This is a genomic window from Dysgonomonas hofstadii, from assembly GCF_014196915.1.
Taxonomy (GTDB): Bacteria; Bacteroidota; Bacteroidia; order Bacteroidales; family Dysgonomonadaceae; genus Dysgonomonas; species Dysgonomonas hofstadii.
This window is the reverse complement of record NZ_JACIEP010000008.1, coordinates 85,630-108,560: the sequence shown is the minus strand read 5'-3', so window position 1 is coordinate 108,560 and position 22,931 is coordinate 85,630. Positions and strand designations below refer to the sequence as shown.

Sequence of the window (22,931 nt, the reverse complement as noted above, 5' to 3'; positions counted from 1 at the left end):
ACAGATAGCATGAAGAGGATCGGATTAATATTGTTTTTCCTAAATATACTAACATTGTCGGCTCAAACAGATAAAAGACAAGACAGTATCTGGATGGAAGAATTTCTTACCTTAAAAAACAGAATAGAAATTTTCAACAAACAGGATTCTTTGCATACACAATCATCTGTTCGACTCTATTATAACTTCTTTCTTAGGAATGATAGTACAAATAATCTATCAAGCCGTTTTATGGTTAAGGAGTTCCGAATTGGTGATAGCCTGAAGACTGTTCGTGAAGACATGAAAGACTATGACCTGGTAATAGCAAAAGACTCGGTAATGACAGGTTATCTTTTTAGATGTGATGGGGAGCGAATCACCGATATCTTTCTTCATGACAAAGATGCGATGATAGAATGTATCTCTTTTATGTTTGTAGAAATGCAAAAAGACACAACCAATCTTCGCGGGCTCAATTTGTTTTTTCCGGACTTCTCCTTTAAAGAAAAACGAGCTATGTCGCAGTTTGTCAAGTCAGTTCGGATTATGATGGATGCCTCTCAGAAATTCAAATATGGGAAAACAGCCTTATCTGTCATTTTTCTTGATAAAGACAAAGAAAATATAGATAAGAGCTTCCTATACAGTCTTATGCAAGAAGCAGGCGATGTTTTACTTATCAAATCTACCGATATCATCAATAATAGTGCTATCATAGAGGGAGAGCGGGTAACCACAGACAATCTGGGTAAAGTAGGTTTTTGGAGACAATTGAAAAGCCATCTCTATGTTGCAAGGTATTATATTGGCAAGGAAGATATTATGAGTAAAAATATTTCGGATTTTTCTAATAAAGAGGAACTCGAATTTGTTCAATATGTCGATTATATGGAAAATTCTTGGGAAATCTATCTTTTTACACTAATTGGAGTATTAATAGTCTTCACAGCATCTATTATTTTATACTACAGCTACTTGCCTTTTTCTACTTTTATCAACAATAATTCAGAAAGTATTATTTTTGTTATTCTAGTTGTTGTTCTGGAAATTTTAGCATTAATTATTTGTATCTTTTTGTATATGTGTAAAGAAGACTCTTTTCAAATCATAGACAAAAATCCGGTGATCTTGTTTTCTCTTCCGTTAGTGTTGGTTTTTATCATTCCTTTTTTGAATGGATTAAGAAAAAAAAGAAAAGCACCTTAAATGAAAAATTTATTCTATAAAATAGCAGGACATATATTCCGATTGTCTTTTTCAGAAGCAGTTTGTTTTACAAGCAGTTTAGATAATTATGCTCCGTTCCGTATAGCTGATAGCATAGATGAATATTTATTTCATTTATCTGTTACTGAAAGTTTAGTTACAGAAGAAGACTATGAATTAATTGGCCAATTCGATGATGATATTGCTTCCATTGGTGTTTTCAGATCGACAGGAGGAAATTTTTGTTTTCATATTGCCTATCCGAATAGTAAGGACTATTGCGCAATGGTAACTGATGTGTCTTTTAGTGTAGCACAAGTAAAATTGCCAGACAGCCTGCAATTAGGCGTCTTTTACTTTAACAATTGTCTGATGTTACTCTATGCTTTTTCCACAGCCAACCTCGATACTCTATTGATGCACGCTTCAGTTATAAAAAACGGGGGAGAGGGATTTGTCTTTCTTGGAAAAAGTGGCACGGGTAAAAGTACTCATAGTCGCCTGTGGCTGGAGCATATCGAAGGCTGCGAGTTGCTGAACGATGACAATCCTGTAATACGTATCATAGATGGCAGAGCCTACGTTTTCGGCTCACCGTGGAGTGGAAAAACACCCTGCTATAAAAATGAAAACATACTCCTGAAAGGTATCGTAAAACTACGCCAAGCACCTGAAAATCGGATAAAGGAGTTATCTTCGTTACTGGCATATGCCGCCGTTCTTCCTGCTTGTTCAAGTATGCGTTGGGAAGAAGAAATTGCATCAGGGGTACACCGTACAGTAGAGAAACTGATAGGTATTGTAAATTGTTATCAACTAGATTGCCTGCCCGACAAAGAGGCAGTAGAATTGAGTTCCAATACCATGTGGAATAAATAAGATGAGAACTATAACTCTACCCAACGAAACACTATTGCCCGAAGTTGCAGAAATGCTCTTGGAGGGTAATATTATAACCATTAAAGCGAAAGGAAACAGCATGTTGCCTTTCATTATTGGTAATAGAGATAGTGTAATTCTACGAAGAAGAGATATATTCACTGTCGGTGATATTGTTCTGGCAGAAGTCGCTCCGGAATATTTTGTCCTGCACCGCATCATTAGAATTAAAAATATCAATATAACCCTGATGGGTGATGGGAATTTGTCGGGAACAGAAGTCTGTGGAAAAGAAAATATTCACGGATATGCTGTAAGCATCATCCGGAAAGGAAAGCAAATCAATTGCAATAGTAAGGTGGAACAATTCAAAACGCGTATCTGGCAAATTCTTTTGCCTTTTCGTAGATATTTACTGGCAATATATCGGCGAACAATAATGTAAAACTAAAAATAAAATCATGAGAATAAAAGAAGGGTTTAAACTCCGCACCGTAGGAAACGAATATATCGTAACAGGCGAAGGTTTGGGGCAAGTAGATTTTAATAAGCTGATTGCCCTTAACGCATCGGCAGCCTATCTTTGGCAGCAGGTGGAAGGGCAAGAGTTTGATGAAAGTATCCTTGCCGGGCTTTTGGCGGGCAAATATGATATAAATGCCGTAATAGCCAGTCAGGATGCCAAAGATATTATAGCAGAATGGCTTGCAGCCGGAATTATAGAATAGATGGGTACGCAAGGAAAATTTTTTGCTTTACTGCGTTCGGGCTTATGGAATAGTCCGATAGATACGACATTGTTTTCGGAATCGGTCGATTGGGAAACTATTCTGCGGATGGCAACCATGCAGACTGTCAATGGTATTTTGTATGATGGTATCAATAAACTATCATCAGAAAAGCAACCACCTGCATCATTGATGCGTAAATTATACCAAACGATTGTTTGTATTGAACAAAGTCATGAACTGTTAAATCAGCGGTTGACAGAGATTATCCCCCTGTTGCAATCGGAGGATATTGGCCTCATTTTGTTGAAAGGGCAGGGCGTAGCACAGAATTATCCTAATCCTGTACGTCGCCAGTGTGGAGATATTGATCTGTATGTAGGTAAAGAAGATTGTGAAAAAGCGACTGAATTATTGCTTAGCATAGGCGTTGAACCTGAGAATAAAACAAAAAAGAAAAGTTCCAAACATGAAAATTTCTACTTAAAAGGAGTAAGTATTGAACTTCACTTTTTGGCTGAAAAGCTACAAAATCCGATATATAACAAACGTTTTCAGAATTGGACCGGATACCATCTTCATGGAAATAACCAAAGAAAGTGGAGCCTTAACAATACGGAAATATTGCTACCTCCGGTCAACTTCAATGCTTTATATATTTTCAATCATGCGTTCCATCATCTTATATCAGGTGGAATAGGTCTTCGGCAATTATGCGACTGGACTCTTTTCTTATATACCTTTAATAACCAAATAGATAAAGAGGAATTATATAAAGACTTGAAATCTTTCGGCCTATTGCATGCTTGGAAGATATTCGGATATATAGTCGTAAATTATTTGGGATTAAATGAAGACATATTCCCATTCTATTCCGATAAATATAAAAATGAATCAGAAAAAGTCTTAAAAAAGATACTCCAATCCGGAAATTTTGGCTTTTACAACCCTGGCAAAAGTGAACACCCAACAGGTTTTTTGTCCGGAAAATTTCATTCGTTTTTGCTAAAACAAAAGTGGCTGATAGATATTTTTCCAATTTTCCCCAAAGAGGTCTTTACATTCTACATCCACTATTGGTGTAACGGAATGACGAATATAATCAAAGGTAGGTAGGCATTGATGAATTTAAGACAACACATCCATTGGTTATGGGATGCATCGAAAGAAGTTCGTTCCAGCATGTTACTGAGCAGTATAATCGGAGTATTACGAGTATGTGTATCTTTACTATTTGTATGGGTATGCAAGCAACTTATAGATATTGCCAGCCATACCATTGACGGCAATATTTTACATAATGCTGTTCTTTTAGTAATTGTTGTAATAATTGAGTTGTCTCTTTTGGCATGGAGTCATCGTTTAGAAAATGGGAATGACATACGTCTGAAAAACAAATTGAGACATACTCTTTTTTCGCATGTGATGCTAAGTAGCTGGGACGGCAAAGAGCATTTTCATAGTGGCGATGTTATCAATCGAATGGAAGAGGATGTACGACAGGTCTCCGAAACTCTTTGTAAAACTCTTCCGTCTGTTATTGTTGTCTGTTTTCAGATGGTAACAGCTTTTCTTTTCCTCATCCGGTTGGATGCACGTATGGGTTGGGTAATGGCTTTTATTATGCCTGTATTCTTGCTGTTCAGTAAGTTTTATATGAAACGGATGCGTAGTTTAACGAAAAAAATACGAACTACCGACAGCCAAGCACAATCACACATACAAGAGAAAATTCAGCATAAGGTATTGATACAAACCCTCGTCCAAAACAAAGTTGTTACGGACAAGTTAAGTTTCTTTCAAAATATTTTATATGGGCAAACCTTGAAGCGTATAAATTTTACACTTTTCTCCCGTACATTGGTCATGGCAGGATTTGCTACCGGATATGTTACCGCATTTCTTTGGGGTGTAAATGGAATCTATGAGGGAACAGTATCCTTTGGGGTAATGACTGCCTTTCTACAATTAGTGGGACAAGTACAACGGCCAATGGTCGATCTGAGCCATTATGTTCCATTTTTAGCTCAATCACTTACATCAGTAGAACAGTTAAAAGAGCTAAGTGATATCCCTTTAGATGAACAAGGTGAACAACAGGTACTTAATAAAAATATTGGTATCCGCTTTGATAATGTTTCATTCTGCTATCCTAATGACCATAGGGAAGTAATCAGTGATTTTTCTTTTGACTTTGTACCGGGTAGTCGTACAGCAATCGTAGGTGAAACCGGTACAGGCAAAAGTACTCTTATCCGGTTGATACTTGCTCTATTGCATCCTCAAAAAGGACAAATATATTTATACAACGAAAAACAGAAAGCAAAAGTAAGCTCTCTTACCCGCCGTAATATGATTTATGTGCCGCAAGGAAATACCTTACTTAGCGGAACGATACGGGATAATCTTCTGCTTGGTAATCCAACTGCAACGAAAGAACAAATCGAAAAAGTCTTACAAACAGCCGCTGCAGAGTTCGTCTATGACCTGCCGGATGAATTAAATACTATCTGCGGCGAACGTGGAGCAGGGTTGAGTGAAGGACAGGCGCAACGCATCTGTATTGCACGAGGACTACTTCGCCCTGGCAGCATTCTATTATTGGATGAGTTCAGTTCTTCGTTGGATAAAGAAACCGAACAAAAGCTTATAGAACAGCTTCTTTCGAAAACGAAAGGTAAGACACTAATATTCATTACTCACCGCGAAATGGTCACAAAATATTGTGAGCAGGTTATAAAACTAGAATGGAAAGGAAAATGACAGAACGTCTTTCCAAAATAGTTAAAAACCTAGCCTTTTTTCTTATCCTCTTGTTGAGTGGCATTTTGCATTGCTTTTGTTTTTCCGTCTTTAATCTAGGGTCGTTCCATGATTTCTTGTATTCCACATCAGCTTTATTATCTTTCTATAGGTATGGATATTGATAATCAATACCATCCCACCATTTGACTTTAGCCTTGGTGACAAATCCTTTTTCTATCAATAATTTGTCTCGATACGCTGTCCTCCAACGGTTATACACATAAAGTCTTTTGTCAATCTTAATTTTAAAGGTAATTCTTTGTTTTTTAGTGGTTTGTATTTATAACAAATTACATCAATAGTTGTACTCATTTGGGTAACACAATTGAGAACACAAGCACTCTAAAATGTAGTAAATTCGTAGATAAAATTGGGAGGTAAGGCATAAAAGAAAAAACAGCTATACATCGTATAACTGTCTATCTATGCGGAGAGGAAGAGATTCGAACTCTCGATACCCTTTAGGGGTATACACGCTTTCCAGATATATTTTAGCATTTCCATCTATCTGATAAATAGTGTTTTAATGTCTTGTCTATTCTAATTGCACAAAAATTGCACAGCGGTATTCAATTTATGCCTTTTTGACAGTTACAGAATCTTCTTTAAACATAGAACCTCTACCTGTTAATAACCATTCCGGATTTACATTGAAATCTTTCACCAGATAATTCAGCCATCCTGTATCAAACATCTTTCTTTGCGGATTAGCCTCCACTATTTTGAAAGCTCTGCGATCGATACCATACATCCGTGTAAATGTTTGCACCCCTCGGATCGTTTTTCTATTTATAATTTCATGGACAGCTATATAAAACCTGGTAACAATTTGCTGGCCGGCAAGGGTTGTATTATTCTTTCGATTTGTTGATTTGTTTTCCTCCATTATTTATTAAAAGGTTTAATCTTCGTATTCCCAATCTTTCAATCCTTTTTCTTTTCGGCGTTCTTCTATTTTGTTTAGTTTATTCCAATCTTCTGAGTCACGAATAAAAGGAATCCCTTTAAAGTGATCGTAAAGCTCCTGCCTATCTTCATCATCCATTAATACTATTTTATCAGGGAATAATCTGTTATAATAGTATTCCATAAAGTAAACAGGATTGCTCTTTATTTTTTTGAATTCTCGAATAAACTCATTAAATAATTGCTGGTTTCTATCTTTTTCCTCGTTGGTCATAATTCTGTTTGGTTTTTAAAATACATATACCACCTTAGTCCTTATCTGGTTTATCCAACTTCGATTCTATGCGTTTCAATGTGCGTAATATTTCAGATTGAACTCTGAAATAGCTGATAACTACATGAAATATCTGAAAACACACAACGGAAGCTATGACACCCACTATCAACGCAAGGGTTATATTGCTGTATAACAAAGCAACAATGCCCATGAACACACCTATGCTAGCCAAAAGAGAGATAAACTGGAAAATATAAGCATCCCAATCCAAATAACTATCTAAAGTCTTTATTTTTTTACTTTTTATTTTTTCCATAACTACATAATAATTAATATATTTACCAACCTTCATTTACCAATATCTTAACAACCTTCCACACTTAGCAAATAAGTTTCTTATATGCCTCTTTTACCTATTGGCTATATTAAATCACTTTTTAGGAATAATGGAGGTGTCCAGGTCTTTGATATTAGAACCATTATCTAAAGCGCGGCGAACTTCTTTCTCTTTAAATCTGTCATATTGTTCATGGCTTAAATCGAAGATATCCCTTAATAGAAAGTTATGAAAAGCTTCTTCCTTTGTGATTTTATCATCGAAATATAATTTTTCAAACTGAATGCGTAATATGTTTTCTATTTCTCTTTTCTTCTTCTGGTAGAAGTCACCTTCTCTTATTTTGAAATAGAGTTTAAAGACTTCTATATTCCGTTTCTCTTGTTCTTCGATTACCCCATCTTTCAGGACTTCATGGATATACAAAATAACCAAATCAAGTAGATCGTTATTTATATTGCGAATATTCTTGATTGCATACTTTGATAATACTCCATTAAGAGATTCCAGTGCCAAATCGTCATTATAAATTAGTTCTGCAATTTCGAGCGTATGAATAGGCAGGCTTTCGTAAGCTATAATATTCCTAAAAGCATCATGTAATTGCCAATCTTCAGGAGATAACATTTTACTCATCATTTTATATTTTAGTAATAGCTGCTTCTAACTCTTTTGTTTATTGTCGGCGGTCTTATCTTCAGTTTTTTTGACTTTTCTTTCTTTCAGGTGTGATACGACTATAATTAAATTAAACTAATTTGTTTTTGTGTAACCTTGCAGACTATAAAGATCTGATATATATCCGTAAAATCTATTTTAAAATCAGGGTATTGGGTATTGAATGAATGACAAACAATGTATTTCTCATCTGTATTTATCTCTGTTATCTGCTTCAATACATTGCCCTCTCTCGTTGTTATCACAAATAGCGTTTTTCTAATTGGTAGTGCATCCATTATACCACCTTCATGTTGGTAAACAAGTACTTCATCGCCATCAGATAATGAACGCTTTGTACCATCATCCATACTATCGCCATCAACACGTACTACCAAAAATCCACCCTTGGCGTACTCCTTTGGCACAAGTCGCTTATGCGTTTCCGGCAATTGATCTATATCTGCACCACCTAACTTCCCTGCAGAAGCTCTTAGATCGACATACTCAACCATCATATATTCTCCTTCAGGCACAGGTGTTACTTCGCTTTTAAAAGGTTTAGAGTTTTTAAGCATGTCGCCTTCCCCGGTAAGAAGCCAATTTGTATTTATCCTATTATCAATATCATTGAGTTTTTTAATGAATGAGGAAGGTAAAGATTTTTTACCATTTAGCAATTGGGAAAATGACGACTCGTTTTTATATCCCAATAATACCCCAACATCTTTTTGTGTACTGGCATACCCCGCTCCTATAATCCACTTAACTACAAGCTTTAATCTATCAAAAATCTCCACAGGTAAAAAATCTTTACTTTATTTACAATTATTAACAAGAATCTTTGTTTTTGATAGTAAAGATTCTTTACTTTTGTCATGTGATAATTATTAAATAATAATCTAATCACAAAGAAAACAGATAAAGATAATAAATAAAATAATCCAAAAGGAGTAAAAATTTGAAAGATTGTGGAAAATTCAAAGTACTACATCGAATTGGTAAGCAATAATGGCCTTAGTTATTTTCAACTAGTACGCCGCAAAGATGAAGCGATATTATACTCAAATCAATCTCTTTCGCGTGTTGCGGATAGATTATATAACCCTGTTTATAAAGACGGTTCAAAAGTAATTTTATAATGATTATGAAAGATTGGAAAGAAAAAATTAAAAAAAGTGATATAACCGAAGCTTGTAAACAAGCCGGATTTAAATCAACACAACCCTATTACAAAAACTATAAGCTTTCAAAAGAAGAATGGTCGGACTCATTTATTAGGATTATGACTTGCCTGAAAGATATAGTCTGCAAAAGAGAGGAACAACTGCAAGAGCTATAAAACATGAAACTAACGACACGCGAAGAAGAAATATTGCAGTTGCACTCCATCGGACTAACTCCCGATGAGATAGCGAATAAACTATACAGATCTCGTGAAACGATAAGAAAGACTATCTGCAATATAAAGATTAAGCTTAATCTACAGAAAGCATCTGAGCTAACAGCTTATTACTGGTGTGAATTCTTCGGGGCAAGTTTTGTAGAACAAAGAAAAAGTATACTGTCAGCGTGTACATGCTTATTAGTTCTCTTTACCCTCTCAGTTGATAATTTCGACAAAAGACGTTTCCGAATTAGACACCGAGAAGAATACACCGAATTCGTAATAATATATTCTACACTATAAGATCAAGATAATATGACAGTAACAGAGCCAGCGGTTGTAGCATCAGGAAGATATTCGGTTAGTGAAGCATCGAAAATCTTAGATATTGACCGCAAAACACTATACAGGCACACTATCGACGGAATTATCAAATGTGGCTTTAGAAGAGCCAATGGACGGAGATTCTATACCGGTAGTGAAATACAAAGATATTGGAAGGCGCAATATTAAAATAAATAAGTAACGCAATTACATATTATGGAAGCAATCAAACTAATCAGAATCGATTCATTCAAGCCTTGTCTTACAGAAAAAGACATTGAGAGTATCCACAAGTCAATAATGGACGAGATCGATATTTACAACCAAGATGGTTATAATCTCTTTGAATTTGAGTGTGCCAATGGTATCGCAATACATGTAGAGGTAAATTATGGTGGCTTCACCTACCGCAGGATAAAATTTCAAAATGTGTATGTAATGTACAAGGTGGATGATGAATATAAGTCCATCGAAGAATACGAGGACGTTTTCAACGGCTTACTTATTGACTCCATATACAACCTCAATTCTAAAGAAGAGGAAGAATACGAACTTGAAAACCAACTATCATGAAAAAAGATAAGACAAAAACAACAGGATATTATCTCGTACAGTTATTTCTCATTCTAGTAGCGTTCCTCTTAGTTATTCTCATCAAAGAGCATATCATTGAACCAGACGAGGGCAAAGACGAAAGGCAGAAAGAGAAGATGGTGGACTATCATAACTCGGAGGGAAGAGAAATTCAAATTTACTAATCATATAAATATAACGCAATGGAATTTAACCAATTAAAACAAGATGTCCTTGACAGGGCAAAAAAATGTCAGGCATGTCAACCTGAATATAAACGGGCTTATAAGTCTGAATCGAAAAGAGAATTACTTCAGGTAATAGTTGATAATATCGTTTGGGCGTACAAAGAAAAGATGCTAGACACCCAGTATATGATAGATAATTTTTCTGATCTGTTTGAAGAATTTGGAATATATACTACCGGATTACACGAATTTAAAGACAAATCAGTAACGCTATTGGGTTCATCCTCTGCTACCATCAAAACATTGGATTCATCCTCTGCTACCATCAAAACATTGGATTCATCCTCTGCTACCATCGAAACATGGGGCTCATCCTCTGCTACCATCAAAACATTGGGTTCATCCTCTGCTACCATCAAAACATTGGATTCATCCTCTGCTACCATCGAAACATGGGGCTCATCCTCTGCTACCATCAAAACATTGGATTCATCCTCTGCTACCATCGAAACATGGGGCTCATCCTCTGCTACCATCAAAACATTGGATTCATCCTCTGCTACCATCGAAACATGGGGCTCATCCTCTGCTACCATCAAAACATTGGGTTCATCCTCTGCTACCATCAAAACATTGGGTTCATCCTCTGCTACCATCAAAACATTGGATTCATCCTCTGCTACCATCGAAACATGGGGCTCATCCTCTGCTACCATCAAAACATTGGGTTCATCCTCTGCTACCATCAAAACATTGGGTTCATCCTCTGCTACCATCAAAACATTGGATTCATCCTCTGCTACCATCGAAACATGGGGCTCATCCTCTGCTACCATCAAAACATTGGGTTCATCCTCTGCTACCATCAAAACATTGGATTCATCCTCTGCTACCATCAAAACATTGGGTTCATCCTCTGCTACCATCGAAACATGGGGCTCATCCTCTGCTACCATCGAAACATTGGATTCATCCTCTGCTACTTATGTATTGAAAGGAGATTATAGTACAATCAAGGATTTGAACAAATTGAAACTGTTTGTAAAGAAATCTAAGTTTGAAATAATTGAGGTTGAATAATAACGGTTCGGGAGTGTAGCTCAGAGGACAGAGCGGTCTGGCGACGATTAACAGACAGGACATTGGTTCGAATCCAATCACTTCCACAATAGCCCACCTTAAAGGCTTAAAAGAAAAGTGCTGAACGCCAACTAAAGAGTTGTGTCGGGTGCAGTCCCGGGGGAAACCGAAAGCTGCCGCGAACATCAAATAGATAAGTATGCGAAACAGTCCGTACGGAGCGAGAGCAGGCGGTAAAAGTAGAGGCTTCCTGGGGAGTATAGTATTAACTGGATAAAATGTCTGACTGGCGAAAGGTCAGGAGTTGGGGGTTCGAATCCCTCTACTTCCACAGTATTGTAGTTTTGTGAAGTTTGTAAGTAAGCGTGCGGGATAGTCGTGAGACTGGCGCCCGTATTCGGGGAGTTGGCGAAATTGGCAGACGCTAAATGCACTATAAATATCGGTTTTGACGAAAAATATTCAAAGATAGTCAAAACAAGTCGAGAAGTGTTGAGGTATGTTAGACGTATCATTCCGGTTCGAGTCCGGAACTCTCCACAAGGTCAGGAACGAGAAATGAAAACGACCCTTTTATGAGTACTCATTTTGTTTGAAGCGCTAACGCTGCCCGCGATACGAGGGCATGTAATCTGAATCCTCCGCAATATAGTGCATGAAGGAAACCCTCTTTTTGAGGGGAGAGGAGCGACATATTAATATGGTTCGGGATTACTGAGAGGCGTCAGAAATGGCGTCCCTTTTTATTTGATATAACTAAATTCAAAATAATCGCAAATGGAAAAGCCGATATACAACGAAAAGAATTTTCTGTTGCCAGATAGCCCCCGCAGTATGGCTTGTTATCATGCAAAGGTAATGGAAGATAATATTATGAAACTTACTATCCACGATTGTAAGGGAAGTATACAATTACATAATGACTTGAACGATCCGGAGCAAATAATAGAAGCTCTTGAAAAACTCGAATCTCTGGCCTCTGGTATTACTGAACTACATTATTTTATCAATCAGAATTATAAATGGGAAAGTAAAAAATAACTAACGTAACGCAATATAATTATGAAAAAGAAAAAGAATCTGATGGCTTCGCTATATGCAAAGCTGATGTATGAGGTCTATTTAGCCCATAAAAGAACCAATCATCACATTTTTGTAGATTTTTCAGGACATGTGGAGCTACTTGATATACATGTATATTTAGATGGTTGGGAAGTATGCAAAAAAAGAGATATAGAATACCGCCAATTCAGGCCCCAAATAAGGGATATGAAAGAAGTTATCAGAATAGTAAAAGCATTGAAGTAACGCAATATTAACAATCAAAAAAAGAAATCATGACTTTAATCAGAAAATTCAACGAACTGGAAATACCCCGTTTCCTTAAAATCTTAATCTATGGACAGGCCGGTATGGGTAAAACAACCCTTGGCTTGTCAGCTCCAAAAGCACTATTGATTGACTTCGATGGTGGCGCTAAGCGTGTAAACAAAGCACATCTTCACGATGTCGGCATTGTCCAAGTAGCTAACTGGACTGAAGCAATGAATGTCTTGAATGAGGATCTTTCCGCATTCGATACTATTGTTGTGGACACACTTGGCAAAATGATGGATTTCATTATCGACTACAAATGTCCCGGAAGAGTTCCCCGTGTCCAGGATTGGAACGGCATTAACGCTGAGTTCGGTACATTTACCCGTAAACTCTCTTCTCTGCAAAAGCATCAGGTATTTATCTGCCACCGTGATACACGTAAAGAGGGTGACAATACGGTGTTTATTCCAGCTCTTCGGGAAAAGAATTATAATTCCATTGTTACCGAACTAGACTTGTTGGGATATATGGAAGTAAGGGAGAAAAAATGGACTATCACATTTGACCCGACAGACCGTAACGATGGTAAGAACACCTGTAACCTGCCATCGGTAATAAACATTCCTATGATTGTGGATGCAAATGGTAACCCTACTCATAAAAATACCGCTTTACAGGATATGGTTATTGCTCCATATATGAAACGGCTTGACGACAGGGACGCCGAAACAGAGAAATACAATCAGGTCATTGCCGAACTGAAAGACAATATTATCCTGATTACAGATGCTTTGTCTGCAAAAGACTTTGCCGGAAGGATAAAGAACTTCGCCCATGTTGGTAATTCTATGGTGGTGGCCAGAAAACTGTTTTCCGATAAGCTGGCCGAACTGAATTTGAAGTATAACAAAGACACTGACGAGTATGAACCAGCCGCTTAGATATCAATTCTATGCGACTCTCCTCGATAAGTATCAAAGTTATCTCGATTTCCGAATTATTTACAATCAGTACTGGGGGTTCAGCGAGGAGCCCCCATTTACCGAAGAAGAGTTCGAGGAAAAGCAAAGGCAGGACTTAATCAACCAGATTAACCGTGTGCCTTTCAAGAGTGCAGCAGCAGATAGAGGTACGGCTTTTAATGATATTGTCGATTGCCTGATTGAAAGAACATTCAAAGAGGTTCAGAAGAATGTATATATCTACAATGGGGAAAAGACTGTTGTTATCATTTTGCCCGAATCTCAAAAGGTTGTAGCATGTATAAATGATTTCATGTTTGAGTATGACCTTTCTGTCTGTAAGGAATTTGCGGAATACTACAAGGGTGCTATTACTCAACTATTCACTGCCGGGATATTATCCACTCGCTATGGTGATGTCAGGCTATACGGATATATTGACGAACTGATGCCCTTATGTGTACATGATATCAAGTTTACTAAGAGCTATACAGTCGGCAAGTTCAGAAGAAACTGGCAACATATTGTATATCCGTTCACTCTCAATCAGGAAGGGAATAATATAACCGACTTCGAGTATAATATTGCTCAGTACAATGACAAGAAATCAGGCACAGAGTACGAAACCTTTTCGGAGCATTACAGCTATGTTCCTGACAGGGATATTCCGCGACTGGTGGAAGTATGCGAAGGACTCATTGAGTTCATAGAAGCACATCGGGATGTGATTACAGATAAGAAAATATTTAATATAACAGAATAAGATATGAAGAATCAAACTTATATTGATATGGGAAAGACATATTTAAAGGAACTTCTAGCTAATTGTAACGAAGCACAACAACTCATGTTTAAACGAATGTATTCTCATCAAAATCTCGATAAAGATATAAATCAGGTTGTTGATGATATGGATTCAGAGAAAATTGACTGGGCTATTTCTCAATGCGAAAAAACAGTTGAAAAAAACAATTCTTAACCAAGGGAGTATAACCGCTCCCTTTTTTACCCTATGGAATTACATATAACATCGAAAGAGGATTTACTGAAAGAGGCCTACAAAATACAGGACTACCTCGATATGGTAATGAGTGAGAACCCCGAAGAGGCGGTACAGCGTGGTAACGATTTATCTGCTTATCTCGCACGAACCACAAAGATGCTGGCCGATGCTAAATATCATTTGAACACTACAACCAAGACAGATGTGTTTGAAATCCTAAAAGATGCAGCTAAACATGCCGGAGCTACACCTTCCGCTATTAATAAACTTGTAAAATCGGCATCGAAAGAAGAACAGTATTTGGTAGATCTTATTGAACGGCTAAATGCTGCCTGTACGCATCAGATAGACTGGTGCCGGACGATCATAAGTAAGGCAAAAACAGAAATGCAATATACATCGAGAGGGGGATTTTAAACATTCTCCTCTTTTTTTATTTAATAAAACAGAGAAAAATATGATTAAAGACATTAAAAAGGTAGCCATCAAGAACGGTGGCTTGGTAATCACTTATGATGATTACAAAAGTGAGGGCGATTATACCGATGAGGTAAACAGGACGTGTCCGCAGATCATCCACCCGGACTTACAGCTGGCGTTCGATAAACTGAAAGCCCATGTTGTCTGTGTCTGTGAAATGCCCGAAATGAATAATATCGATGAAAGCAACCTCGATACTATTCATGAGGAACTAAAAAATATTGTCGTTACCGGTTTCTCCATCGGTGGCAGTGATGAATCTGCAGGTGTGAGCATCGTTGCACAAAGGTTACTGAAAGGCAGCAAAGTTCTTCCGGTGAATATGCCATTTACCCAATACGAAAGTGAAGATTATCCTTTCTCTTCCGAATTGCAGTTAGCTGTTGAGGCTTGCGAATATGAAGTAAAGGAATATCTGGAAAATGGCAAGTTCGGAGTAAAACAATCAGAAATGGAGTTCGCTCCTCATTCGGACGAAGAGGCCCGGAACATTGCCGAAGCAGAGAATACGGGTGAGAACCTTACCGAACTGAAAAAGAGGAAAGGTTCAGGAAAGAAAAAGAAAGCAGAAACAGAAGTAGTAGCAGAATTCTAGGATATGGTAAATATTGTACTGAAAACGGGTAATCTTGGAAGCTATTATGAAATATACTTCGACTATCATCCGAAATTGGTACGTAAGCTACAGGATATCAAGACAAGGACGGATGCGAGATACCTTGGAAAGTATTGGACTATCTCAGCAGCATACCAGTTGGAAATAGAAAAGTTCGCACGGTACGCTAAATTCATCACTGATGTAATTATGGGAGAACCGCCCAAAAACGTCTATGTTGACTATACCCCTGTCGAGCTGGAGAAACTTATTATACCCCATCAACTGAAAGTAAACCCTTACCCCTATCAGGGCGATGGTATCGCAACAGGGCTAAAGTTCAAACGCTTCCTCAACGGGGACGATCCCGGACTGGGAAAGACACTTCAAAGCATCGGTACGGTAAATCTGGCCGATGCTTTTCCTTGTCTTGTTATTTGCCCTAGCGCCATAAAAATAAACTGGCAGCGGGAATGGCATAAGTTCACCGATAAAAAAGCCATGATACTTGATGATAAAGTAGTCGACACATGGCCTTTCTTTTGGGAAGCTGGCATGAATCAGGTATTTATCGTTAATTATGAATCACTGAAAAAGTTTTTCGTACAGAAGCTATTGAAACCCAAAGGGTGGATGCTTGCCGATGTTGTATTCCGAGATATAATCAAGCTGTTCAAATCGGTTATTGTCGATGAATCTCATAAGTGCAAAGATTTCTCCGCACAGCAAAGTAAGCTGACAATGGGTATAGCCAACGGCAAGGAAATGGTTATCTGCCTGTCGGGTACTCCGGTCGTAAATAAGCCCAAAGACTTAGCACCACAGCTGGGTATTATGGGACAACTTCAAAACTTCGGCGGATATCAGAACTTTATTAAGCGTTATTGCTCCGGCCCCAATAAAGCAAGCAACCTCAGAGAGTTAAATCAGATACTCAGGCAAAATTGTTTCTTCCGCAGAGAAAAGAAAGAAGTACTAAAGGATCTACCCGATAAAGTACGTCAGGTTCTTACTTGTGAGATTACAAACCGAAGGGAATATATGGACGCAGAGAAAAACCTCATTGAGTACCTGCGTAAATATAAAGATGCTGATGATGCAAAGATTGCCAAGTCGATGCGTGGGGAAGTGATGGTTCGTATACAGATTTTGCGCAACGTATCAGCCAGGGGAAAGATAAAGGATGTTATCGAGTTCGTTGAGGACTTTATCCAGAGCGGACAAAAGATGGTACTGTTTATCCACCTCAGGGAAGTAGCCGAGGCGCTTATGAAATACTTTCCCGAAGCGGTAACCATCCGCGGGGGTGATACTGCAGAGGACAAACAGAGATCGATTGACAGTTTCCAGAGTAACCCCGATATACCTATCATTATCTGCTCTATTAAAGCGGCTGGTGTTGGTGTGGATGGATTGCAAAAGGTCTGCCAGAACGTTGCCTTTGTAGAGTTCCCATGGACGTATGCGGATTGTATACAATGTGAGGACAGATTACACAGGATCGGACAAAAGGGGTCTGTTATGGTCTATTACTTTCTCGGTCAGAACACGATCGATGAAAAGGTTTATAAAATCATTCAGGAAAAGAAAAACATTGCCAATGCCGTCACCGGTTCGGTCGATACTGTCGAAACGAACATGATAGATATGGTCGCTAACATCTTTAACGTATAAAAGAAATATGGAAAATAAATTAACCGATATCCAAAAACAAATGATCGGAAGAATTAACCGTAAAGGTCAAACTAAAATAGTTGTAAGATATGAATGTAAAGGACTATCGAAAATTGGGAAAACGGAGTTCCAAGTACCGGAACAAGAAAACAGGGAAATACGATTCCAAGAAAGAGAGTGAGCGTGCCGGACAGTTGAAGCTGATGGAACAACAGGGGCTTATTTCCAATCTGAAAGAACAAGTTCCTTTTCTTCTTATTCCGGCTCAATACGATGAAATACCTGTCCAGCTAAAAACGAAATTAAAGTTGAAAAAGGTATGTATCGAAAAAAGCTGCTCCTATTATGCTGACTTTACCTACAACGATAACTGTAATAACAAAGAGCTTGTGGTTGAGGACGCGAAAGGCGTAAAGACCGAAGCATACAGGATCAAGAAGAAACTAATGTTCCAGATATATGGAATAAAAATAAAAGAAACATAATCATGATATTCAATTTTAAAATATTTGCCAAGCACAGAACATCAGAAAAAGTATTGCTATCCTGTAGTCAGGAACAATGCCGGGAAATTCAACAGAAGCTAAATGATAAATATGGCGGTGAATGGGTTCTTGTCGATTCTATTGATCCATTCTTTGAAATTCTGCATTTCGATGATGGTTTTGTGTATAACGGCTTCAATCCTTCAATCGAAAGATATTCAACGGCTATTGACAGTATCACTGAAAATTCTTACCCAATCGGAGATATTGCTACTCTGTTAGAAAAAAATAAACGGATTGCTATTGTTGGCCCGGGTATGGATAATTCCATTTTTAAAGCTGCTCTGGATGCTGCTGAACAAATAGGCAAGAATGCAATGATAGTTGGTGTTGATATCGCTTCCGGATCAGATGTCTTTTCTGAAAAGTTTATTGAATCAATGCCACCAATGAAGATTAGGGATGAACTGGCACTCTCTCCTAAAGATGCTCTTTATACTCCAGACCTAACCGAAAATAATCAGCCTTTCTATATGGGCGCCTTGAATAAAAAAGGTGGGAAAAAGAGTAAAAAAGAAAAAAGAAAAAAGAAAATAAACAACTGTTTTTTATAACGCAATATTAATTTTTATGAAAGAAACTAAGTTCATAGTAGACAAATCTCTACTACAAAAGCACCTGCAAAAGGTTTGCGGGGCTATCAACGGCAAAAACACACTGCCGGTATATGACAATATACTGTGTGAACTAAAAGGCGATGTATTGACCCTGACAGGAAGCGACACGAATATCCAGATTGAAACTTTCCTCAAGGTAAGTCAGCCAGAGGGTGATTCTATCTTCTGCCTAGACACAACAATACTGGACACAATGAAAACTCTTCCCGTTCAGCCTATCTCAATCGAGATAAATCCTAAAGCCTATCAGGCAACTGTATTACACGGTTCGGGAGAATTCAAGATTGCAATACTCGACAAGGGAGATTATTCAAAGATGGAAGATACCGAAGAAGTGGCCTATCTTATCCCTGCCGATCGTCTGAAGGTTGCACTCGGGAAGAACATTAAGCAGTCGGCCAATGATGAGCTTCGCCCGGTGATGAATGGTGTGTTTATGGATATCCAAAAGGATTGTGTGACCTTTGTTGCTTCCGATGGGCACCGCTTATCGAAGTACACAGATTTCACCATGAAAGGAATCGACCTGAAACCTGTCAATCTTCCCAAAATGGCAGTTATCCTACTTATGAAATATATTGATGATGTGAGCGATGAGGACAGGAATGCTTATCTGAAAGCAACAGAAAACAGGGTGTGGATAACAGTAGGTCCTACAACATTAACCGCAAGGCTTATCGAGGGGCGTTACCCGAACTACAATTCAGTTATTCCACAGAATAATAATATAACTGTTCAGGTCGCAAAAAAAGACCTTGTAAGCATCATCGATCGTCTGCTTATCACTTCCAATATGGCAACCAATATGATAAAGCTGGAAGCAAGTACTGAAAGTTGTGTTTTTTCTTCTGCTGATGTTGATTTCAATAAATCGGCAAAAGAAGAACTGAAAGAAGGTGCTACAGATGCCATAAAGATAGGATTCAAAGGTACATTTATGAAAGACCTGTTAGCTGGAGCTCCGGATGATGTTGTAATGTCATTCTCAGAACCGAGCCGGGCAATGCTTGTCAAGCCTGTAGAGGACGATGAGGACACAGAACTCACTCTTTTATTAATGCCACTATTATTAATTGACTAAATTTCATAATCATGTTTAAAGAGATAAACGAAATGATTGCTGCCGGACAATCGGTATCAATCACCATCCACAAGACAGGCGTCAATATGACTGTCACAGTATTGCACCTCGATAATGGCGTCAAAGACGATGCTGTAAAGAAAATCAAACCACTAACCCTTACCGGTACAGCTGAGGAACTTGACGAGGGATTCGTCAGTGAGATAACCAGACCACTTCAATTATCGGGCGGAATCATATCCAATATCGCTGAATATGAGAAAGGAGTCGAAGCGGCAGCTGGCAGCACAAAAGCAGCTAAAGAGGTTAGCGATATCATTGGAAAAATGATTAAAGACGCTGAGAAGTACGAAACAGACGGCAAGCTATCAGAAGCATTGGCCGAGTATAAAAAGGTTCTGGAAAAAGAACCGAAACACTCTAAAGCATCCCGCAAGGTGGATGAACTAACCAACTCATTAAGTCAAACCAGCTTATTTTAATAATTATGGCACTAAATACAAAAGAACTCATACGTGAGTTCATCATTGAGAAATCAAGAACAGTATTGCAGGATCCTAACCCTGCCATGACACCCGATCAAGTGATGAACCATTATTCATCGCAGCACTCCGAACTGACAACAGCCACGGTACACGGGCCCACTGTCGAAAATGATAAGATGATTTACAAGTTCAAAACGACTGTAGGAACGAAAGGATGAAAAAATGTCAGCGACTAACCATAACATACAAAGCATTGGGAAATATCCTCTCTCGGGAAATCGAGAGGGGGGATATCTCCCAAGGGGTGAAGAACTACAAGCGGGTTCTTCCAAAAGGATTGAAACAGGATATTGTTTTCTAAAGACCGTTTTTACTACTAAAACTGCGGGGGCAGTTCTACCGGTATTTACTTTCGATAGTTACGAATATCTGTATCAGTCGGCAGAGAATTATTCTAAGCTTGTAGGCAGTTCTAACCCACCACCGAAAGATCATGATATTAGGAATCTGCTAAGTTACATGAAAGGGATATTGGAAGATCGGCAGGACATGACAATCGTTGATCATGAAGGCTTACCGTCATTCTATATCTATTTTGATACTAATTTCTTCATGGATAAGAGGTATTATATACCGTGTAATATCTTACATAAGGCAAAAGGAAAATTCAAAAAGATTATCACCCATTTACTCCTCTGTTTAAAATCTTACGGTGCTGCAGTTCTATCTGAAGAGTGGGACTATCTCAGATTTGTTGAAGAGTGCGAATGGCATTGTAAAAATGGGATTAATTTAAAAGATATTTCTGAGGATGATAAAGAGCTTATGCAATTGTATGAAGGATGCAAAGAGGGTGGAAAGATTGATATGCTTTTCAAATATCTGGATAAAGAAAAAAGTGACACCGAAAAGCTTAAAAAATCTCTCAAAAACTTCAAGCCAAAAAACGAAGCCGAAAAGAAAATACTAATCCTGATCGAAAGAGGTATTCCACTTCTTGAAAACACTTATGTACAGAAGCACATGCTCCATGCTTATGACCAAATGTATGAAGATCAGGAAATGAATGAGGACGGAGAGTATGATCATGACGGCTACGAGATTTTTGAAATGAATCAGTTATTCCGCTTTGTATATGACACTCAGGACAAGCTCACTGAATTTCTGGAACAAAATATTGAACAGGCTTTATATTCATCTGCATTTGAGATTTATATGGATCACATACCTTCAACAGAAATAATTGTAACGCCAGACCAGGATAAACCACTTCTTCCCCGTTCACCTGAATTGTTCTTTTGGTGGCTAGAAGATTTGATATCAGCTTTTGAGGACTACGAGAAAAAAGATTTATTAATATCAGTATTAGACATCCATGAGAAGAATTGACGATAAGATTTACAGGGAGTTAAAGCCCTTTGTGTCGATCGTAGGCTATAAGAATCAGGAAGATTACTATTTCGAATCACATTCCATTAATAAAAGAGATGAGGGTTATGTTATGGGGGTAGGTTCTCCGCTTACTGTCGAATGTATATCAGAGATCGCAAGTAGTTTCAGTGTGGAATTCAGTATGGAGCCACACGGTTGCACACCTTCCAATCTTTTATACTTCGATAATCGGGTAGGACATCAAAAATACATCTGGTATAACCCGCCACGAAAACGGATGATGTATTTTACCCAGAGCCTGAATATTGAAGATGGAGAGTATTGTGTTCCGGGGATCATCTATGTTGTCAATGGGGAAAAGCTGAATGTGTATGCTTTTAAGGGAAAGAAACCTAAAAACCAATTATTCAAAGCGCCTTATTTCAATGTAACAGATGCTGCAGTTTGCATTGGTAGAGCTGAGGTAACATATCCAAGTAATCCATCTTTCAATGATTTCTTTAAATATTGGGAAGATAAGTTCTGGCTTACCGAGTTCTCACATCTGGGGAGAAATCCTATAAAGGGAAACCTTGTACTGGTTACTAAGAAATCGAAAGAGAAATTTGACGAAGAAGTATTGCTATTGAGTGATATAACCCTAAAAGATTTATTAAATGAAAAAGAATCTGACAAATAAACAAAGACGACATTTTGCAGAGAATTATATTATCAATCCTACCCATCAGGTCACTGTTGCAGTTGTCGGATGCGGGGGTACTGGTTCGCAGGTTCTCAGCTGTCTAGCTAGAATGAATCAGGGTCTGATGAGTTTAGGACATCCTGGCTTACATGTTATTGCCTATGATGATGATATTGTTACTCATGCCAATATTGGGCGCCAGCTTTTCAGTGAAACAGAAATAGGACTAAATAAAGCGATCGCACTGGTGACACGCATTAACAGGTTCTATGGAACAGCATGGAAAGCTATAGATAAGAAGTATGACAGTAAAAATCATAGCAATATCATTATAACCTGTGTGGATAATGTAAAATCCCGCCTTGAGATATCGAAGTATTTAACAACATTGAGATCTCATTTCTATCCGCCTTTTATACAGCCTTATTACTGGCTGGACTTTGGTAATACAGTAAACTCCGGTCAGGTTATCTTAGGTACAGTTACGGATATAAAACAACCAACATCTGAACAAACAGAAACTGTGGCAAGCCTTCCCCTTGTTACAAAGCGGTTTTCCCTGCAGAAAGTAAAAGAGGAAGATTCGGGACCGTCGTGTTCCCTGGCCGAAGCGATAAGCAAACAAGATATGTTTATCAATTCGACGCTTGCACAGCTCGGATGTAACCTTCTTTGGAAATTATTCCGTGAGGGTATGGTCGATTATTCGGGCCTATACCTCAATTTACAGACAATGAATGTAAACCCCATTCCTGTATGATAATAATTA

The 22,931-nt window shown here is 38.0% G+C and carries 33 protein-coding genes and 3 tRNA genes; 31 read left to right on the top strand and 5 right to left on the bottom strand.

Annotated features, from left to right (window positions below):
• The first annotated feature begins 9 nt into the window (after window positions 1-9).
• From GGR21_RS12245 to GGR21_RS12220, 6 genes are read left to right on the top strand one after another with little or no spacing between them, the layout of a single operon-like run.
• Window positions 10-1,188 (top strand): hypothetical protein, encoded by a 1,179-nt coding sequence (locus GGR21_RS12245; protein WP_183307518.1) that lies wholly within the window; start codon window positions 10-12, stop codon window positions 1,186-1,188.
• Window positions 1,189-2,067, top strand: a complete 879-nt coding sequence (locus GGR21_RS12240; protein ID WP_183307517.1) for a hypothetical protein — start codon at window positions 1,189-1,191, stop codon at window positions 2,065-2,067.
• 1 nt (window position 2,068) lies between these two features.
• Entirely contained in the window at window positions 2,069-2,512 is a 444-nt protein-coding gene (locus tag GGR21_RS12235; protein WP_183307516.1) for a S24 family peptidase, read from the top strand.
• Window positions 2,513-2,528: 16 nt separating this feature from the next.
• Window positions 2,529-2,795, top strand: a complete 267-nt coding sequence (locus GGR21_RS12230) for a PqqD family protein (protein WP_183307515.1) — start codon at window positions 2,529-2,531, stop codon at window positions 2,793-2,795.
• Entirely contained in the window at window positions 2,796-3,911 is a 1,116-nt protein-coding gene (locus tag GGR21_RS12225; RefSeq protein WP_183307514.1) for a nucleotidyltransferase domain-containing protein, read from the top strand. It abuts the gene before it with no gap.
• Window positions 3,912-3,917: 6 nt separating this feature from the next.
• Window positions 3,918-5,558: an ABC transporter ATP-binding protein gene (locus GGR21_RS12220; protein ID WP_183307513.1), complete on the top strand. Its 1,641-nt coding sequence runs from the start codon at window positions 3,918-3,920 to the stop codon at window positions 5,556-5,558.
• 616 nt (window positions 5,559-6,174) lie between these two features.
• Here GGR21_RS12220 and GGR21_RS12215 read toward each other — a convergent pair.
• The 5 genes from GGR21_RS12215 to GGR21_RS21040 all read right to left on the bottom strand — a co-directional run bounded on the left by GGR21_RS12215 (window position 6,175) and on the right by GGR21_RS21040 (window position 8,577).
• On the bottom strand, window positions 6,175-6,486 hold the full coding sequence (locus GGR21_RS12215; protein WP_183307512.1) for a hypothetical protein: 312 nt from the start codon (window positions 6,484-6,486) through the stop codon (window positions 6,175-6,177).
• A 15-nt stretch (window positions 6,487-6,501) separates the two neighbouring features.
• Entirely contained in the window at window positions 6,502-6,780 is a 279-nt protein-coding gene (locus GGR21_RS12210) for a hypothetical protein (protein WP_183307511.1), read from the bottom strand.
• Window positions 6,781-6,814: 34 nt separating this feature from the next.
• The gene (locus GGR21_RS12205; RefSeq protein WP_183307510.1) at window positions 6,815-7,099 is read right to left on the bottom strand and encodes a hypothetical protein; all 285 of its coding nucleotides are present in this window, start codon (window positions 7,097-7,099) and stop codon (window positions 6,815-6,817) included.
• A 114-nt stretch (window positions 7,100-7,213) separates the two neighbouring features.
• On the bottom strand, window positions 7,214-7,759 hold the full coding sequence (locus tag GGR21_RS12200; RefSeq protein WP_183307509.1) for a hypothetical protein: 546 nt from the start codon (window positions 7,757-7,759) through the stop codon (window positions 7,214-7,216).
• Window positions 7,760-7,863: 104 nt separating this feature from the next.
• Window positions 7,864-8,577: a S24 family peptidase gene (locus tag GGR21_RS21040; RefSeq protein WP_183307508.1), complete on the bottom strand. Its 714-nt coding sequence runs from the start codon at window positions 8,575-8,577 to the stop codon at window positions 7,864-7,866.
• A 347-nt stretch (window positions 8,578-8,924) separates the two neighbouring features.
• On the opposite strand from GGR21_RS21040, the gene GGR21_RS12190 reads away from it, so the two are divergent.
• The 25 genes from GGR21_RS12190 to GGR21_RS12070 all read left to right on the top strand — a co-directional run bounded on the left by GGR21_RS12190 (window position 8,925) and on the right by GGR21_RS12070 (window position 22,922).
• Window positions 8,925-9,119 carry a hypothetical protein gene (locus tag GGR21_RS12190; protein WP_183307507.1) on the top strand — a complete coding sequence of 65 codons (195 nt, stop codon included), beginning with the start codon at window positions 8,925-8,927 and terminating at the stop codon, window positions 9,117-9,119.
• Window positions 9,120-9,122: 3 nt separating this feature from the next.
• Window positions 9,123-9,467 carry a LuxR C-terminal-related transcriptional regulator gene (locus GGR21_RS12185; protein ID WP_183307506.1) on the top strand — a complete coding sequence of 115 codons (345 nt, stop codon included), beginning with the start codon at window positions 9,123-9,125 and terminating at the stop codon, window positions 9,465-9,467.
• A gap of 12 nt (window positions 9,468-9,479) precedes the next feature.
• Complete coding sequence (locus tag GGR21_RS12180) at window positions 9,480-9,677, top strand: helix-turn-helix domain-containing protein (protein WP_183307505.1); 198 nt, start codon at window positions 9,480-9,482, stop codon at window positions 9,675-9,677.
• Window positions 9,678-9,788: 111 nt separating this feature from the next.
• Complete coding sequence (locus GGR21_RS12175) at window positions 9,789-10,061, top strand: hypothetical protein (RefSeq protein ID WP_246348062.1); 273 nt, start codon at window positions 9,789-9,791, stop codon at window positions 10,059-10,061.
• Window positions 10,058-10,246: a hypothetical protein gene (locus tag GGR21_RS12170; protein WP_183307503.1), complete on the top strand. Its 189-nt coding sequence runs from the start codon at window positions 10,058-10,060 to the stop codon at window positions 10,244-10,246. The genes GGR21_RS12175 and GGR21_RS12170 overlap by 4 nt, the downstream gene beginning before the upstream one ends.
• Window positions 10,247-10,264: 18 nt before the next feature.
• Window positions 10,265-11,329, top strand: a complete 1,065-nt coding sequence (locus GGR21_RS12165; RefSeq protein ID WP_183307502.1) for a serine-rich family protein — start codon at window positions 10,265-10,267, stop codon at window positions 11,327-11,329.
• A 9-nt stretch (window positions 11,330-11,338) separates the two neighbouring features.
• A tRNA-OTHER gene (locus tag GGR21_RS12160) sits at window positions 11,339-11,415 on the top strand.
• A 167-nt stretch (window positions 11,416-11,582) separates the two neighbouring features.
• Window positions 11,583-11,660 (top strand) — tRNA-Ala (locus GGR21_RS12155).
• Window positions 11,661-11,728: 68 nt separating this feature from the next.
• A tRNA-OTHER gene (locus tag GGR21_RS12150) sits at window positions 11,729-11,869 on the top strand.
• 237 nt (window positions 11,870-12,106) lie between these two features.
• Window positions 12,107-12,370, top strand: a complete 264-nt coding sequence (locus GGR21_RS12145) for a hypothetical protein (protein ID WP_183307501.1) — start codon at window positions 12,107-12,109, stop codon at window positions 12,368-12,370.
• Between the two features lie 21 nt (window positions 12,371-12,391).
• Window positions 12,392-12,637, top strand: a complete 246-nt coding sequence (locus GGR21_RS12140; RefSeq protein ID WP_183307500.1) for a hypothetical protein — start codon at window positions 12,392-12,394, stop codon at window positions 12,635-12,637.
• Window positions 12,638-12,666: 29 nt separating this feature from the next.
• On the top strand, window positions 12,667-13,587 hold the full coding sequence (locus tag GGR21_RS12135; RefSeq protein WP_183307499.1) for an ATP-binding protein: 921 nt from the start codon (window positions 12,667-12,669) through the stop codon (window positions 13,585-13,587).
• Window positions 13,571-14,371 carry an HNH endonuclease gene (locus tag GGR21_RS12130; RefSeq protein ID WP_183307498.1) on the top strand — a complete coding sequence of 267 codons (801 nt, stop codon included), beginning with the start codon at window positions 13,571-13,573 and terminating at the stop codon, window positions 14,369-14,371. The genes GGR21_RS12135 and GGR21_RS12130 overlap by 17 nt, the downstream gene beginning before the upstream one ends.
• A 3-nt stretch (window positions 14,372-14,374) precedes the next feature.
• Window positions 14,375-14,587 (top strand): hypothetical protein, encoded by a 213-nt coding sequence (locus GGR21_RS12125; RefSeq protein WP_183307497.1) that lies wholly within the window; start codon window positions 14,375-14,377, stop codon window positions 14,585-14,587.
• 33 nt (window positions 14,588-14,620) lie between these two features.
• Window positions 14,621-15,028: a hypothetical protein gene (locus GGR21_RS12120; protein ID WP_183307496.1), complete on the top strand. Its 408-nt coding sequence runs from the start codon at window positions 14,621-14,623 to the stop codon at window positions 15,026-15,028.
• Between the two features lie 40 nt (window positions 15,029-15,068).
• Window positions 15,069-15,686: a hypothetical protein gene (locus GGR21_RS12115; protein WP_183307495.1), complete on the top strand. Its 618-nt coding sequence runs from the start codon at window positions 15,069-15,071 to the stop codon at window positions 15,684-15,686.
• A gap of 3 nt (window positions 15,687-15,689) precedes the next feature.
• Window positions 15,690-17,360, top strand: coding sequence for a DEAD/DEAH box helicase (locus GGR21_RS12110; RefSeq protein ID WP_183307494.1), 1,671 nt, complete (start codon window positions 15,690-15,692; stop codon window positions 17,358-17,360).
• Between the two features lie 89 nt (window positions 17,361-17,449).
• On the top strand, window positions 17,450-17,845 hold the full coding sequence (locus GGR21_RS12105; protein ID WP_183307493.1) for a DUF1064 domain-containing protein: 396 nt from the start codon (window positions 17,450-17,452) through the stop codon (window positions 17,843-17,845).
• Window positions 17,846-17,847: 2 nt separating this feature from the next.
• Window positions 17,848-18,459 (top strand): hypothetical protein, encoded by a 612-nt coding sequence (locus tag GGR21_RS12100; protein ID WP_183307492.1) that lies wholly within the window; start codon window positions 17,848-17,850, stop codon window positions 18,457-18,459.
• 16 nt (window positions 18,460-18,475) lie between these two features.
• On the top strand, window positions 18,476-19,603 hold the full coding sequence (gene dnaN / locus GGR21_RS12095; RefSeq protein WP_183307491.1) for a DNA polymerase III subunit beta: 1,128 nt from the start codon (window positions 18,476-18,478) through the stop codon (window positions 19,601-19,603).
• Between the two features lie 11 nt (window positions 19,604-19,614).
• On the top strand, window positions 19,615-20,085 hold the full coding sequence (locus GGR21_RS12090) for a PRTRC system protein E (protein WP_183307490.1): 471 nt from the start codon (window positions 19,615-19,617) through the stop codon (window positions 20,083-20,085).
• Between the two features lie 5 nt (window positions 20,086-20,090).
• Window positions 20,091-20,306, top strand: a complete 216-nt coding sequence (locus GGR21_RS12085) for a PRTRC system protein C (RefSeq protein ID WP_183307489.1) — start codon at window positions 20,091-20,093, stop codon at window positions 20,304-20,306.
• A gap of 4 nt (window positions 20,307-20,310) precedes the next feature.
• Window positions 20,311-21,477 (top strand): hypothetical protein, encoded by a 1,167-nt coding sequence (locus GGR21_RS12080; RefSeq protein ID WP_183307488.1) that lies wholly within the window; start codon window positions 20,311-20,313, stop codon window positions 21,475-21,477.
• A complete protein-coding gene (locus GGR21_RS12075; RefSeq protein WP_183307487.1) occupies window positions 21,464-22,159 on the top strand; it encodes a PRTRC system protein B in 696 nt (231 codons plus the stop codon). The genes GGR21_RS12080 and GGR21_RS12075 overlap by 14 nt, the downstream gene beginning before the upstream one ends.
• On the top strand, window positions 22,137-22,922 hold the full coding sequence (locus GGR21_RS12070) for a PRTRC system ThiF family protein (RefSeq protein ID WP_183307486.1): 786 nt from the start codon (window positions 22,137-22,139) through the stop codon (window positions 22,920-22,922). The genes GGR21_RS12075 and GGR21_RS12070 overlap by 23 nt, the downstream gene beginning before the upstream one ends.
• The last annotated feature ends 9 nt before the right edge of the window (window positions 22,923-22,931 follow it).